We start from the raw sequence: 15960 nt of genomic DNA on the forward strand, positions 1-15960 counted from the left end.
ATATCGTTTTGAAGTACCCAAATATCGTTTTGAAGTACCCAAATATCGTTTTGAAGTACCCAAATATCGTTTTGAAGTACCCAAATATCGTTTTGAAGTACCCAAATATCGTTTTGAAGTACCCAAATATCGTTTTGAAGTACCCAAACATCGTTTTGAAGTACCCAAATATCGTTTTGAAGTACCCAAATATCGTTTTGAAGTACCCAAAGCACACCCGGAAATTAAAGATACTCTAATCAGGAAAGGCGCATTTCTCCTGCTTTTACGCTAAAACTTGTAAAAGGATTATTTTCATTGCATAACACTAAATGTCTGAACAAAAGCCTATCAGTCCTTGGAACTACAAACCTTGGTGGTGTCAACCTTGGTCTATACTTCTCACGGGTGTTACCTTAATTAGTGGTAGCTGGTTACTATTTAAAATTATCTGGCTAACAGTTCTCGTCTGTGTGCCTATACTAACTTGGATGGGCTTCTTCTTACTGATGTGGCCCCAACTGATGATCCGTAGTGGTGCTTTGGAGTCGCTTCATTCCAATGAGGAGTTATGATATCATGTCAGGCTTATTACTTACAATGTAAAGACGTTCCGGACCGAACGTCTCTACGATGGTTGCAGTGTTTTTATTGGACATATTTTATTAGTCCACGGAGGTGGACTTTGTTTGTGTAGCAGCGAATTCTATTCGCTTTTAAAACATCCTCTAATTCGTAACTCCAAACTCTACTCAGTCTGCCAAAACTCGACCTTTGGTTTCAATTACCCAAGGCATAAAAGCAAGTCCCAACAGAGGGATGAACCCAACCCAAAATAGCACCTGCAAAGCAGTATCGAGAGCATTGGCACCACGAGAAGCGATCGCACCCACTAAAAAGGGTCCAATTGCGGCAAATACGCGACCGATGTTATAACAAAAACCTGAACCAGTCGCTCGCAACCTCGTAGGAAACAACTCTGGTAGGTAGTAAGTGAAACTGCCAAATACACCAAAAACGCTTATACCGATGGTAAAATACATATAAAGGCGAACTACCGGAGGCAGGGGTAGCCCAAAGGTAGCCATCATTGATGCTGCTGACAAAATAAAGTAGATAGAAAACATCTTTTTACGTCCCAAGTATTTAGCCGCTGGAATCGTTAGCAGCGTCCCAATAAGACCTCCCAAGTTAAAGCTACTTGTTGCCACGACTTTCCAATTTTCGATTAGTGCTAGGGTTGCGCTTTTATCCAAACTTTGAGCAGTGGCAGTTGTCCGAGCTAATCCTGTGGCAATTACTGGTATGAAAGCATTACAACTCCACCAAGTTAGTAAAGCAGTCAAAGCCATTAAAAAGCCGCTGATAGTCAAAGGTAGATTTTGGCGATTGAAGAGTTCACCGAGTCTAGGGGGAGCTGAAGCAGTGCTTGTTTTCTGCCAACGTTCTGGCTCTTTGACAAACAAGCGGACTATAAAAGCAACTGCTGCGGGAATCAAACCACATAAAAACACATAACGCCAAGAAGTTTCTGGATTTCCCGAAAATAGAACCCCAGCAATTTGGAAATTGACGTAAGTTGCCAGAAATAAACCCGCAGGAGCAGAAGTGTACAAAAGTGCGCCGGCTTCAACTCGTGATTTTTCTGGCACAACTTCTGCTACCATTGAGGCTCCGGCTGCCCACTCACCCCCAATCCCAAGGCTAGCAATTATCCGGCAAAACACCAAAAACCACATATTTGGAGCAAAAGCACAAAAGGCTGTTCCCAAAGCATACAGCAGCATTGTAATCAGGAGAGTTTTGCTGCGTCCGATGCGGTCAGCCAATTGACCAAAAATCACCCCACCTGCTGCCCAACCTAACAGAAGAATCGAAGTTAAAAGCCCTGTCCAAAAAAGAGTTGCCGCTTTCGCTTCTGGTGTACCGATGGTTAAACCCAACAGCGTTGGTACACAATTGGGAGCAACATAATTAAATAGCAATCCGTCGAAAACATCAAAGCCCCAGCCCAGCCAAGCGGCAAACAGCACAGTCCATTGGTAACGACTCAGACGCAGCATTTTTTCTCACCTTCGATTAATGAAAGGGCAGCAATATTTAGAATATAAATACACCAAATTGCTAGCCATTACAGGTAATAGGGCAGAAAAAATAATATTCCCCACTTTGCTCTGTTGCTGTCCTTCCCGACTTCTTCAAGAATACGGTTGGCGAATGGTAGGGCTGACTGCTTAAAATCTAAGATATGAGCGGTAAACCGCTCATTACGAACTAAGAGAGAGTATTTTAGGTTTAATTTACAACTTGGCTACTGTGGAGACGAGGATCGTCTTTACCACTTGTTGGTTTAACTGGTGCGGAAAATTTAGAAACTTGTCCGCTTGCTTGAGCATAAGGTAGAGATGAACCAGTAGCCAAGGCTTCTAAATTACTTGCCATAATTGTACGCGGTTGATTGCCGATCGCCTGGGCTATTGTTTCTCCATCTTTGCCCAAAAAAAGAAAATGGGGTATTCCATCCACCCGATACTTCAACATCTCCGGCAGCCATTTAGTATTATCTACATTCAGCATGACAAAATTAACTTTGTCAGCATATTGCGTCTCCAACTGTTGCATATCTGGTGCCATTTGTTGGCAAACAGTACACCAATTAGCATAAAATTCCATCAGCGTTGGGTTGCCGTTTGTCAAAGCTAATTCTAATGGTATAGACCCTTGATCTAACTTGGCAAGAGAAGCCTCTGGTGTCTGAGTTCGCAATCCTAACACTAAGGCAACACTAAGAGCGATCGCTACCATCGCAATCACAAAATTTCTTAAGCGCGTCCCACCTGTAGATTGAGGTTTTTGAGGAGATATAGGCGAATCTGTACTCATCACAAATTTATTAAATCTTATTAAGCTGCATCTTCTTCAGTTTAACTCTTTCCTCTTGGTGGTTTGTAATTCCACACTTGCACCTTACAGGGGCTATAGTTATATCTCACCACTGAAACGGTACTCGGTTCAGTGGGAGGCGGATGCGGCGAGAAAGCTAAATTAATATTTAGAGCGAGAACTTGTGACTTCATTCGGATCGCGGTAAACCGTTTTGTCTTCGCGTTTGCGAGCCAAACCTGCTAAACCAGCAAGACCAAGCAACCCTAGCCAACCCAAATTAGAATGGCGATCGCGTCTTACTTCGGTGGAAGTCGTGGTAGTAGTATTTATACCACTATCCGTTGTCCCACTGCCTGTAGTGTCGCTTGTACCAGTGCCCGTTGTGCCCGTTGTACCACCGCCCGTGGTGTCCCTTGTACCAGTACCTGTTGTGCCTGTACCCGTGCTATCTGTTCCGGTAGTGCCACTGCCCGTAGTCCCGGTTGTGCCTGTACCTGTTCCATCTGTACCCGTTGTACCAGTGCCAGTGCCTGTTCCATAAGTACTGCTTCCAGTACCTGTTGTACCAGTGCCAGTGCCTGTTCCATAAGTACTGCTTCCAGTACCAGTACCAGTGCCAGTGCCTGTTCCATAAGTACTGCTTCCAGTACCTGTTGTGCCTGTTCCAGTACCCGTTGTACCAGTGCCAGTGCCTGTTCCATAAGTACTGCTTCCAGTACCTGTTGTGCCTGTTCCAGTACCTGTTGTGCCTGTTCCAGTACCAGTTGTATCAGTGCCAGTGCCTGTTCCATAAGTACTGCTTCCAGTACCAGTTGTACCAGTGCCAGTACCTGTTGTTCCAGTGCCAGTGCCTGTTCCAGTACCTGTTGTGCCTGTTCCAGTGCCTGTTGTGCCACTACCGCTACCTGAACTGCCGGTTTGAGCAGAAACAGAAGCTGGTAAAGATATAGAAGCTAAACTGACGGCAAAGACACTAGCTAAAACAGTTTTAGATAAGTCAAAAGGCTTCATGTTTATTTTTCCTTTGAAGTTTTGGATTTCTTGAGATTATTGATTGGATAAAACGGCGATATCAATTTAATCAGCTTTATTAATTATTATGAACTTATGGGAATTAGAGCATCTTACTTAAGTTATGCAAAAAAAGTTTTAAAATATTTGAATAAAATAGATAATTTGCATAGATATTGTGTTTGCATTCAAACGATTAAACAGAATTCTTTCATTGTGCATAAATATTAGCTAGCGATCGCGTTATAGTCACTTGCTGCAACCATCTTTAGGTTGATATTTTATATTGTTTCGATAATTTCGTGCAAGTTGAAAACCAGACAAGCAGGCTTCAAGCTCAGGACACTCTTCACACTTAAGTTCTTTTCCTGGATTAGCACAGCCACAAGGGGGATTTATAAAACATTCAGAAGGATTTTTAGGTGTAAATGATTTTTGGAAGATCAACTGCAAAGCGGCTTCTTGTAAACAAAAAATAATGTCCCGCGTCATCAGAATTTTCTCCCCAGCCAAAGATAATTTATTGGTCTTCATACATTCTCTATGGCTTTGCAAATTACAACTTCATACTAAAAGTATGTCTTATATCAAACTTAAGGAGTATTTTTATATTTATTTTAATTTTAAATCCTAAAAAAATCAAAGTAGCTATTCATACTTTTATTACCGATAAACACTCATCTCTGCCTATGAGAAGGTATTTTCAACACGAGAGAAATAGAAAACTGTTACCTTTATTGTCTAGAACCTATTCTCACTGGGATTAACTGATAACTGTAATTTAAGAGCCACAATTTTCCTCGCTCTGATTACCATTTTTATCGCGTTTGAGACTTTGTTCTAGAGCTTGAATTTGCTCTCTCCGCGCTTCTAACTCTAGAGAACGACGCGCTAGTTCTTGGTTTTGTAAAGTTAAAGATTGACGCCACTGTTCTGCTCTTTCGGCTTCTTGATGCAAAAATTGCGGAGTGATACCAGTGGTGAGGTAGGTTTGTACGAGATCCATTACCCAATTGGTGGCATCTTCGAGTCTTTGGATGTCTCCTGTGGAGGAAAGCTCAACTAAAACGAGCAATTTTTCAGTTATGGAGCTGCCTTTTGCCAAGAGAATAAAAGCTTCTTCTGGGATTATCGCCCAGAAGTTGTCAGCTTCCTGACGTGCCAACAAACGCAACTGGTGCTGATCGAGAAATTTGTTTTTATGCACCTGAGCTAGATAGAGCATGATGGTAAAAGTTAAAAGTTAAGAGTGAGGAGTGAGGGGTTTTAAGTTTTGAGTTTTGAATTAAAAACTTTCATTCAACTCATAACTCATAACTTATAACTCCTAACTCTCACTTTTTGTTATGCTAAACTACGCAGGCGATCGCGCAAAATTTCTGCTTGTTTTTCAACTTCTGCTAAAGCATCCCGCGTTGCTTGCACTACCTCAGCAGCGGCTTTATCCACAAATTTGGGATTATTTAACCGGGTAGTGAGTGAGTTAATTTCCCCTTCTATTTTGCTGAGGCGTTTTTGTATTTTGCCACTTAATGCCTCTATATCTACCACACCCGTTAAAGAAAGTAGCACTTGTACTGTACCAACCACACCAGCGATCGCGGAAGCTGTGTCTTGTGGCTGTGGTGATTCTATCACCCGCATGTTAGTTTCGGTAGTGGGCTTGAACCAGACACCCCATAACTTTTGTCTAGCCTTAGCCATCACTAAATTTTCCGCGACAAACCAAGTTGTGTACCCAAGACCAAGCATTTGAAAGAAAGTGCCTAAAATAGGAATGTGGTTAATTTCATCTCCAACAACGAAAGCCAACCTAGTAAAAACAAGCAACACAATAATCAACCCAATTGTCTTCAAGCCTCTGAGAGGGTTTTTCGCAACTACGGTTTGTTGATGAAGTTCGCCAGCAGCTATAGTTAAAGTCTCAACCTTTGCTAAATCTTTAATATAAGACTGTCCAGAAATAAGAATTTCCCGTTCTTTGGCACTGTCGCTTTGCAAATTCACCGTTACCTTTACCCCTGGTTTCACATCCGCTTCTGCTCGCAAATTCCGAATTGTGCGGATAGTGCTAATCAGCAATTCAAACTGTTCTTCTAACTTGGGATCAATTAAATTTGTCTCCACCTCTGGATAGCTTTGTAAAGATATCGTTTCCGGTGAATCTTCTGGTTGTTGGGTGAGAGTTTGCCAAATTTCCTCAGTGATATGAGGCATTAAAGGATGAAGTAGTTTTAAAATGCCTTCTAGAAGATACGCTAAGGTTTGCTGTACGACTTGACGCGATGCGGGATCGGCAGATGATTGCAAGCGAGATTTTACCAATTCAATATACTGATCGCAGAAATCACCCCAGATAAATTCATAAAGTCCTTTTGCCGCTTCACCAAGTCCGTAGTTGTCGATGCGATCGCGCGTTTGGTTAATAACTTGGTTGTAGCGAGAGAGAATCCAGCGATCGCTTAATTCTAAGTTAGGAGTTAGGAGTGAGGAGTTAGGAGTTAAGCCAGCAGTTTTTTTCTCAGCTTCTGTGCCTAGTCCGGGGTAAGGTTCTCCTAATTGTACCGGACTTTGACCATCCAAATTCATCATCACAAATCGTGCTGCATTCCACAACTTGTTAGCAAAGTTGCGAGATGCTTCCACCGATGCGGATTCATCCTTCTTGCGATCGTACTCCAAGCGGATATCTTGACCAGCACCCGCTACTTCCTTAATCATTGCGTAGCGAAGGGCATCAGTGCCATATTTGTCAATCAGTAACAGGGGATCGATGCCATTACCTTTACTCTTAGACTGTTTCTGCCCATTTTCATCCAACACTAACCCGTGGATGTAAACATCTTTAAACGGCATTTCTCCGGTAAAATGCTTCCCCATCATTGTCATTCTAGCTACCCAGAAAAAGATGATATCAAAGCCAGTTACCAAGGTACTGGTAGGGTAATAAGTCGCTAAATCCTGAGTTTGTTCGGGCCATCCCAAAGTTGAAAAGGGCCAGATTCCCGCAGAAAACCAGGTATCCAACACATCTGGATCTTGTTGAAGCTTGACATTTTCGCCAAATTGTGATGTAGCTTTATCCCAGGCTTCTGCCTCTGATTTCGCCACGATAAATGGCGTATTGTCCTTAATTTCGCCACCGGTTTCACTCACCGCATACCAAGCGGGGATTTGGTGTCCCCACCAGAGTTGACGAGAGATACACCAATCTTTCAACTTCACCAACCAATCACGATAAACCTTAGTCCAGCGTTGGGGGACAAACTGCGGGGAATTTTTATCATCGATAAATTCCAGCGCTTGATCAGCCATTGGGCGAATTTTGACAAACCACTGAGTAGAGAGAAGAGGTTCAACCGGGACTTTTCCGCGATCGCTATAAGGAACACTATGTTTATAATCCTCCACCTTCACCAAAAAGCCGTCATTTTGCAAGCGAGAAACCACATTTTTTCTCGCATCAAAGCGGTCTTGTCCTTGGAACTCCCCAGCATTTTCGTTGAGAGTCCCATTTTTATTCATAATATTGATAAACGGCAGATTATGGCGCTTACCCATTTCAAAATCATTCGGGTCATGTGCCGGAGTCACCTTGACGCAACCGGTGCCGAAAGTCGGGTCAACAAACTCATCGCCAACAATGGGAATTTCCCGCTGCATAATTGGCAGAGTGACAGTTTTGCCAATTAAATGCTTATATCTGTCATCATTGGGATTAACCGCCACAGCCGTATCACCCAGCATCGTTTCTGGTCGCGTTGTCGCCACTTCTATATAACCAGAACCATCAGTTAGCGGGTAGCGGAAGTGCCAAAGATTACCATTAACCTCTTGATTTTCCACCTCCACATCAGACACCGCCGATTGAGAAGCCGGACACCAGTTTACCAAATACTCACCCCGATAAATCAGCCCTTCTTCGTAAAGGCGGACAAAAGCTTCTAAAACAGCTTTTGATAAACCCTCATCTAGGGTGAACCGTTCCCGCGACCAGTCAACCGAAACACCCAAGCGTCGCAACTGATTAACGATCGCTCCCCCAGATTCTCCCTTCCACTGCCAAGCGCGTTCTAGAAACTTCTCGCGCCCTAAATCGTAGCGAGTTTTACCCTCAGCCTTAAGTTGATTTTCCAGAATTGCTTGCACGGCGATACTTGCGTGGTCGGTTCCGGGTAGCCACAGGGTGTTGCATCCTTTCATGCGGTGGTAGCGCACCAGGGTATCAATCAGGGCACTTTCAAAGGCGTGACCCATGTGTAAGCTGCCGGTGACATTCGGGGGGGGAATCACGATGCAGTAGGGTTCCCCACCTTTGTTGGGGTCAGCTTTGTAGATTTGCTTTTCTTCCCAAAATTTTTGCCATTTGGCTTCGGTGGAGAAGGGGTCGTAGAGACTGGGGAGATTTGAGTTTGTTGCGGTCATGCTGGGAAAACTAAAGAACTGGACTTTAATAAATTTTGCCACAGGGTTGGAGAGGGATTTATGGAAACGAACCGCGAAGGCACGAAGTACACGAAGGAAGAAGAAAGAAGGATGAGGCAGCTAGGTGATGAGGTGGAGCAGCTAACGTATGCTGTGATTGGTGCGGCGATTGAGGTGCATCGGATGTTGGGACCTGGTTTTTTGGAGGAGGTGTATCATAAAGCGCTGAAGGTGGAATTTGAGATGCGGGGAATACCTCATAAATCTAAACATCCAGTGGCAGTGACTTATAAAGGATGTCTCATTGGCGAGGGACAATTAGATTTTCTTGTTGGCGATGTTTTAATAATTGAATTGAAAGCTGTTCAAAACCTAGCCCCCATCCACGAAGCTCAAGTGATGTCGTACCTGAAAATGACCAAACACCCCCTTGCCCTCCTCATCAACTTCAACGTCCCCATCCTCAAACAAGGCATCAAACGCATCATCCTCTCTTCTTAACTCTCTCTGCGCTCTCTGCTACGAGTGCGGTTCGTTCTTGCTGAGTTTAATCAATAGACATCTCCAAAAATGAACTATGCGTTGTCCGAAATCCTTGTAGAGACGATTCTGTGCTACGTCTCTACATTCTTTTCCGGAGATGTCTAATTAACGAGGAAGAATATCATCTAGCCGAAATTGAAGACGGTGCTGTCATCGGTGAGTTAATTAATTGATTTATCGCGGTTCTCATTTGAATTAGACATCTCCAAAAATGAACTATGCGTTGTCCAAACCCTTGTATAGACGTTAAATTTAACGTCACAATAATTTTTTTCCAACAGATGCCTATTACATACATACACAAAAAATAAATGTAGAGACGACGATTTATCGCATCTCTACATGCGTGATTTGTCAGACACACTAGACATCTCCAGAAATGAACTATGCGTTGCCCAAACCCTTGTATAGACGTTAAATTTAACGTCACAATAATTCTTTTTCACCAAACGTCTACTATTAAATGCAACGCCTGATTACCTTCATCATATTTTCATCTGTTTAAGCCAAACAGCAACAAATGTGACAAACTTGATACAAATAAATTTGTTAAGAATAGTAACATCAGTTGGAAAAAGGAAACATTTCTTATGGAATCACTTGACAATCAGCCACCCCATCAGGTAGTAATCGTTGGTGGTGGTTTTGGTGGACTTTATGCCGCGAAAGCCTTAGCGAAAGCTGCGGTAAACGTGACACTGATTGATAAACGGAATTTTCATCTATTTCAACCGCTTTTGTATCAAGTTGCAACAGGTGCGTTATCTCCGGCTGATATTTCTTCGCCATTGCGATCTGTGCTGAGTAAGAGTAAAAATACCAAAGTGCTACTAGGTGAAGTGAATGATATCGATCCAGAAGCGCAAAAAGTAATTTTAGGTGATGAGGTAGTACCTTACGATACATTAATTGTTGCTACAGGTGCAAAACATTCTTATTTTGGTAAAGACGACTGGGAAGAATTCGCACCCGGTTTGAAAACTGTGGAAGATGCGCTGTTAATGCGTCGTCGCATCTTTACGGCTTTTGAAGCTGCTGAAAAGGAAGTTGACCCCCAAGTGCGGCGTGCTTGGTTAACATTTGTAATTGTTGGTGGTGGTCCAACTGGTGTAGAATTAGCAGGGGCGATCGCTGAATTGGCATATCACACCCTGAAAGAAGATTTTCGCAACATCGACACTTGTGAAGCGCAAGTTTTGCTTCTTGAAGGTCTCGATCGCATTCTGCCACCTTTCGCACCCGAATTATCAGCCGAAGCGGAAGCATCTTTAACACGGATGGGTGTCACGGTTCAAACAAAAGCATTGGTAACGAATATTAAAGATGATGTCGTTACTATCAAACAAAACGATACGGTTACAGAGATTGCCGCAAAAACAGTATTATGGGCAGCAGGTGTCAAAGCGTCGGCAATGGGAAAAGTTTTGACAGAACGCACTTCTGCTGAATGCGATCGCGCTGGACGAGTGATTGTTGAACCCGACTTAAGTATCAAGAAACATTCTAATATTTTCGTAGTTGGCGATTTAGCGAATTTTTCCGATCAAAATGGTAAACCTTTACCCGGTGTCGCACCGGTAGCCAAGCAAGAAGGAGAATACGTAGCTTCCCTAATTCAACAACGACTTCAGGGTAAAACTTTACCACCGTTTCATTACATTGATCGCGGTAGTTTAGCGATGATTGGGCAAAATTATGCCGTTGTAGACTTAGGCTTTATTAAACTTACAGGTTTCTTCGCTTGGCTATTTTGGCTATTAATTCACATCTACTTCTTAATTGAGTTTGACAACAAATTAGTAGTAATGATTCAGTGGGGCTGGAACTATTTTACTCGCAATCGTGGCGCAAGATTGATTACCGGTAGAGAAGCATTCCAGGAAATAGAATTTGAAGACACTAACGGTTATTACAAACAAGATAAAAATAGACCGACAGTTAATGTTTAGATAAAAAAATCGTGGTTATTGGTTAGTAGTTGATAGTGTTTTGTTTACAGCTAAATGACTTGTCAAAATCCCGGTATCTTGAAGAGACCGGGATTCTCTTTGCTATATTTAATATCATGTCCGGTAGATTACATATTATGATGTAGAGACGTAGCACTTGGTAGTCTCTACAAGGATTTCGGATTTTTTTATTAATGTCAATTAAACGAACATAATATAAAAGCAGATATAGCAATCCTAGATAAAAGCGTGAAAATTCGCGGTGTTCAGATTCCCGACTTCTTTAAGAAGTCGGGAATCTAACTTTTCACGCTCTCCCGATCGGATTGCTATATGCCCGATGCCGTGTTTGAAAATATTACTTATTTATTTAGTGAAAACCAGTACATTAGATTTAGGGATTCAAAAATAAACTGATGAAAGCAAAAGCTTCTAGTTTTGCATCTATCGTGGGGGAAGATAATGCTGTCTGCCTATGGGAAAATATCGAACTTAGTCGCCAAGAGCGTATTCTACAGGCGATAATGCCTGGAAGTGTTCCCAGCTGCATTGTTTATCCTCACACTACCGAAGAATTAGCACAAGCGATCGCCCAGGCTCACCAAAATAACTGGCGCGTTTTAACTTGCGGTAATTGTAGTAAAATCAGCTGGGGCGGTTTAGCAACTTGCGTTGATGTGGTAATCAGTACCGAACGCATTAACCGACTAATTGAACATGCAGTTGGGGATTTGACTGTCACTGTAGAAGCGGGAATGAAATTCTCAAAGCTGCAAGCAATTTTAGCCGAACATCGCCAATTTCTCGCTCTCGACCCCACCGCACTCCTATCTGCAACTATTGGTGGGATTATCGCCACAGCTGATACAAATTCTTTGCGGCAGCGTTATGGCAGTGTGCGGGATCAACTTTTGGGTATTACCTTTGTGCGTGCTGATGGACAAATTGCCAAAGCTGGGGGACGCGTGGTAAAAAATGTTGCCGGCTACGACTTGATGAAGTTGTTTACTGGATCTTACAGCACACTTGGGATTATAAGTCAAGCAACTTTTCGAGTTTATCCGTTGCCGGAGATATCGGGGACGGTGGTGCTAACTGGTACGGCTCTTGCTATATCTCAAGCTGCGGACACTCTGCGAGGTTCGGCACTGACACCAACTCAGGCTGATTTGCTTTCAAGTCAAGTTGTGTCTAATTTAGGTTTGGGTAAAGGTTTGGGTTTAATCGCTCGCTTTCAAAGTATAGTTGAAAGTGTGAAGGAACAGTCAAACCGACTTTTGGAAGTAGGGGAAAAGTTGGGTTTACAAGGAACGATTTATTCTGCGGCAGATGAAGTTGATTTATGGCAGAAATTGCGAGAGCAAATGCATTCTGATGTTACAGGGTCGGAAATTATTTGCAAAATCGGAGTGTTACCTACTGCTGGGGTGGAAGTTTTGACTTCGGTGGAGATGGGTTTGATTCATATTGGTAGTGGTTTAGGGGTGTTGCGGTTTGAGGGTGAAGGTGAGGTTGTCAAGATGCGATCGCTCTGTGAAGGTAATAGGGGTTTCCTCACTATTTTATCTGCACCGATTGCTGTAAAACAAAAAATAGATGTGTGGGGATATACGGGTAATGCTTTGCAGATTATGCGGGGTATTAAGGAACAGTTTGATGGTAAGAATATTTTAAGTCCTGGTCGTTTTGTGGCGGGAATTTGAGAAGAGAAACGAACCGCAGAGGGGCAGAGAACACAGAGATAGAGAGGGGAGAGGTATGCAGGTTTCAGATACTAATTTAAAGAATAATACGGCTAGTTTGAAGAATTTGAAAGGGTTTGATGAAAAGAATCCGCCTGAGCCGAAGTTGATTGATAGTTGTGTGCATTGTGGGTTTTGTCTTGCGACTTGTCCTAGTTATCGGGTGCTTGGTAAGGAGATGGATTCTCCGCGAGGAAGAATCTATTTGATGGATGCAATTAATGAGGGTGAAATTGCGCTAAATGAGGCGACGGCGGAACATTTTGATTCTTGTTTGGGGTGTCTTGCTTGTGTGACTACTTGTCCTTCTGGTGTGCAGTATGATAAGTTAATTTCGGCAATTCGTCCTCAAGTTGAAAGGAATTATTCGCGCAGTTTGCCTGATAGGTTATTTCGCCAATTAATATTTTCTCTGTTTCCTTATCCGAAGCGTTTAAGATTTTTATTGGTTCCATTGTTGATTTATCAAAAGTTGGGTTTGCCGAAAGTTGTGCGTTCTACTGGTTTACTTGAACGCATATCTCCCCGCTTGGCTGCAATGGAATCAATTCTGCCGGAAGTTACTTTAAAATCTTTTCAAGATAATTTGCCTACTGTTATTAAGGCAAATGGTGAAAAACGTTATCGTGTGGGCGTGATTTTGGGTTGTGTGCAACGGTTATTTTTCTCGCCGGTGAATGAGGCAACGGTGCGAGTTTTAACAGCGAATGGCTGTGAGGTTGTGATTCCTAAATCTCAAGGTTGTTGTGCCGCGCTTCCTGAACATCAAGGACAAACTGAACAAGCGAAAGCTTTAGCGAGGCAGATGATTGATAGTTTTGCTGACACTAATGTGGATGCGGTGATTATCAATGCGGCTGGTTGCGGTCATACTTTAAAAGAATACGGTCATATGTTAAAAGATGACCCAGAATATTGCGAAAAGGCAAAGGAATTTGCTAGTAAGGTAAAGGATGCACAAGAGTTTTTGGCGACGGTTGGTTTAACGGCGAAACTGTCACCAATTGCCGATAAACCATTGAATTTGGTTTATCAAGATGCTTGTCATTTATTGCACGGACAAAAGATTAGTGTGCAACCGCGTCAGTTATTGCGGCAAATTCCAGGGGTGAAGTTGAGAGAACCGATTGACGCGGCTTTGTGTTGTGGTAGTGCGGGAGTTTACAATATGCTGCAACCGGATGTTGCTGATGAATTGGGTAAGCAAAAGGTGCAGAATTTGTTGAATACTGGTGCTGATTTAATTACTTCTGCAAATCCTGGTTGTACGTTGCAAATTACTAAACATTTAAAGTTGCAGGGTAAGGAGATTTCTGTAGTGCATCCAATGGAATTGTTGGATTATTCGATTCGGGGTGTGAAGTTGAAGATGTAAAGACGTTCCGACGTAAAGACGTTCCGCTGGAACGTCTCAGAGCGCATGTGTGATTTGCGCTCCCATGATATAAAAGCCAGTCAAAGCAATATTTTCAGCTACGTGGTATCTGATGACAGGTTCTCTAGCTTTGAGCAAACTAACAAAGTCACGATCTCATCACGCAACTCGACATGGGTCATTAAACATCTCTTAAAATGAACTATCCGTTGTCCACAACCCATGTAGAGACGCGAAATTTCGCGTCTCTACATTGTTTTCCACGACGTTTGTCTATTGGTTCACCGTTTTTGTCACCCGCCGACATTATCAAAGAGAGGATATCTGCACTATTATAAATCTCCAAAAATTAAATATGCGTTATCCAAAACCCTTGTAGAGACGCGAAATTTCGCGTCTCTACAAGGGTTTTCACCAGATGTCTATTATAAATCTTGGTTATCTCTGCGTTCATGAATCCCCGTCTAAAGGAGATTATTCATTTGCTGCCTTTTTCGCAATAAATTTCCCCCTAAGGGAGAACCAGATGTATCCAGCACTGAACACAAAAGCTGCTTGAGTTGTTCATAATGCTCTCCTTGATGCATACTAAACACCGCTTGTAAAATCACTCTGAGAGATATTTCTTGCATTGAAGGAGAGACTGCAAAATATTCATTACTTGTCATAAATCTACCATAAGGTATTTATAACCAAAAGCGATCGCCTCTACACTTGCAACACGAAGCTTATTTTTTATACAAATCGTGATGGTAGATATTTATATTCTCAATCTCCTTTTCATTGGTCTACTTTTACTATTGGTGACGCTAGGTTCAGGCTTCATTTCACGCTTACCTCTTTCCTTTGCCCTCATCTATCTAGTGGTAGGTATATTGGTTGGACCTTATGGCTTAGGGCTGATTAAATTGCGCCAAGGAGATGCATTCAACGCTGAGGTGCTAGAACGACTAACAGAGTTGGTGGTGATTGTTTCTGTGTTTGGCTGCGGTTTAAAAATCGTTCGTCCGCTACGTTTAAAAGCTTGGGATATTACGACGCGGTTGATTGTATTTTTGATGCCAATTTCCATTTTTGGGCTAGCTGTAGTAGGCAAATTGTTTTTAGGAATGAATTGGGGAGAGGCAATTTTATTAGGAGCAATTTTAGCACCAACTGACCCTGTTTTAGCATCAGAAGTGCAACTGACAGATACAAACGACGAAGATGAGTTGCGCTTCGGTTTAACTTCTGAAGGTGGTTTAAATGATGCTCTAGCTTTTCCCTTTGTTTATTTTGGCATTCATGCCTTAAAAGATGATAATTGGAACAACTGGTTTAAGCAATGGGTGGCAGTTGATTTAATTTGGGCGATCGCTTCAGGTATCTTAATGGGAATTATCGTTGCCAAAGCAGTAGTTTGGTTCGATAAAAAAATTCAAAAACGCCATCGCGTTGATGAGACGATGGAAGATTTTGTAGCCATCAGCACGATATTGTTAACTTATTCATTGACAGAAATTGTTAACGGCTATGGTTTTTTGGCAGTCTTTGTTGCTGGTTTAGTTGTACAGCGTAGTTATAATTCCGATAAACCATTGGAACAACTCGCATTTGTCGAACAAATTGAAAAGCTTTTGGAAGTCGGAACAATTTTAATATTGGGAACAATATTATTATTTAAGCCTATGCTTGATTATGCTTACCAATCTTTGTTAGTGATAGTATTTCTATTCTTTGTGATTCGACCTGTAGGAGCCTGGATTAGTACAATTGGTAAGCGTTCCTCAAACTCGCGTCACCAAAGAATGGACTCACGAACTCGCTGGCTATTTGGTTGGTTTGGTATTCGCGGTGTAGGCTCTTTATATTATCTCGCTTATGCATTTGGTAATGGTTTGAAAGGTGAACTTGGTGAACAAATTGGCTGGATTACTTACACAACTATTGTTGTTTCAGTAATTGTACATGGAGTTAGTTCAACTCCATTAATGAATTGGTACGAGCGCAAAATTGCCAAGCATGAAAATGCAACTCCCCCCGCTACGGTTGATGAATTTGAGTGAGGGGG

The 15960-nt window shown here is 42.3% G+C and carries 14 protein-coding genes; 7 read left to right on the forward strand and 7 right to left on the reverse strand.

The genetic code is table 11. From position 1 onward, the window contains the following. Positions 1-274: hypothetical protein (locus OGM63_RS22480; RefSeq protein WP_263747885.1), on the forward strand; the 274-nt coding region annotated here is incomplete at its 5' end. A gap of 37 nt (positions 275-311) precedes the next feature. Then, positions 312-554: a DUF6737 family protein gene (locus tag OGM63_RS22485; RefSeq protein ID WP_263747886.1), complete on the forward strand. Its 243-nt coding sequence runs from the start codon at positions 312-314 to the stop codon at positions 552-554. A 177-nt stretch (positions 555-731) separates the two neighbouring features. Here the strand turns inward: OGM63_RS22485 and OGM63_RS22490 are convergent, their stop codons facing one another. The 6 genes from OGM63_RS22490 to OGM63_RS22515 all read right to left on the reverse strand — a co-directional run bounded on the left by OGM63_RS22490 (position 732) and on the right by OGM63_RS22515 (position 8301). Next, positions 732-2042 (reverse strand): MFS transporter, encoded by a 1311-nt coding sequence (locus OGM63_RS22490; protein ID WP_263747887.1) that lies wholly within the window; start codon positions 2040-2042, stop codon positions 732-734. A gap of 232 nt (positions 2043-2274) precedes the next feature. Further along, positions 2275-2862 (reverse strand): thioredoxin family protein, encoded by a 588-nt coding sequence (locus tag OGM63_RS22495; protein ID WP_263747888.1) that lies wholly within the window; start codon positions 2860-2862, stop codon positions 2275-2277. A gap of 162 nt (positions 2863-3024) precedes the next feature. Next, on the reverse strand, positions 3025-3876 hold the full coding sequence (locus OGM63_RS22500; RefSeq protein ID WP_263747889.1) for a WGxxGxxG-CTERM domain-containing protein: 852 nt from the start codon (positions 3874-3876) through the stop codon (positions 3025-3027). A 249-nt stretch (positions 3877-4125) separates the two neighbouring features. Then, complete coding sequence (locus OGM63_RS22505) at positions 4126-4410, reverse strand: hypothetical protein (RefSeq protein WP_263747890.1); 285 nt, start codon at positions 4408-4410, stop codon at positions 4126-4128. A gap of 247 nt (positions 4411-4657) precedes the next feature. Next, a complete protein-coding gene (locus OGM63_RS22510) occupies positions 4658-5101 on the reverse strand; it encodes an HmpF-related protein (protein ID WP_263747891.1) in 444 nt (147 codons plus the stop codon). Positions 5102-5220: 119 nt separating this feature from the next. Beyond that, the gene (locus OGM63_RS22515) at positions 5221-8301 is read right to left on the reverse strand and encodes a valine--tRNA ligase (RefSeq protein ID WP_263747892.1); all 3081 of its coding nucleotides are present in this window, start codon (positions 8299-8301) and stop codon (positions 5221-5223) included. A gap of 60 nt (positions 8302-8361) precedes the next feature. On the opposite strand from OGM63_RS22515, the gene OGM63_RS22520 reads away from it, so the two are divergent. The 4 genes from OGM63_RS22520 to OGM63_RS22535 all read left to right on the forward strand — a co-directional run bounded on the left by OGM63_RS22520 (position 8362) and on the right by OGM63_RS22535 (position 13910). Then, positions 8362-8802 (forward strand): GxxExxY protein, encoded by a 441-nt coding sequence (locus tag OGM63_RS22520; protein ID WP_263747894.1) that lies wholly within the window; start codon positions 8362-8364, stop codon positions 8800-8802. A gap of 632 nt (positions 8803-9434) precedes the next feature. Continuing rightward, entirely contained in the window at positions 9435-10793 is a 1359-nt protein-coding gene (locus tag OGM63_RS22525) for an NAD(P)/FAD-dependent oxidoreductase (RefSeq protein ID WP_263747895.1), read from the forward strand. Between the two features lie 416 nt (positions 10794-11209). Further along, complete coding sequence (locus OGM63_RS22530) at positions 11210-12496, forward strand: FAD-binding oxidoreductase (RefSeq protein ID WP_263747896.1); 1287 nt, start codon at positions 11210-11212, stop codon at positions 12494-12496. Between the two features lie 55 nt (positions 12497-12551). Next, a complete protein-coding gene (locus OGM63_RS22535; protein WP_263747897.1) occupies positions 12552-13910 on the forward strand; it encodes a (Fe-S)-binding protein in 1359 nt (452 codons plus the stop codon). A gap of 464 nt (positions 13911-14374) precedes the next feature. On the opposite strand, the gene OGM63_RS22540 is transcribed toward OGM63_RS22535, so the two are convergent. After that, positions 14375-14578 (reverse strand): cytochrome P450, encoded by a 204-nt coding sequence (locus tag OGM63_RS22540; RefSeq protein WP_263747899.1) that lies wholly within the window; start codon positions 14576-14578, stop codon positions 14375-14377. Positions 14579-14659: 81 nt separating this feature from the next. Here OGM63_RS22540 and OGM63_RS22545 point away from each other — a divergent pair, with 81 nt between their 5' ends. Then, the gene (locus OGM63_RS22545) at positions 14660-15955 is read left to right on the forward strand and encodes a cation:proton antiporter (protein ID WP_263747900.1); all 1296 of its coding nucleotides are present in this window, start codon (positions 14660-14662) and stop codon (positions 15953-15955) included. Positions 15956-15960: the final 5 nt, after the last annotated feature.

This window comes from Plectonema radiosum NIES-515 (genome assembly GCF_025753815.1).
GTDB classification, from domain to species: Bacteria; Cyanobacteriota; Cyanobacteriia; order Cyanobacteriales; family Nostocaceae; genus Hassallia; species Hassallia radiosum_A.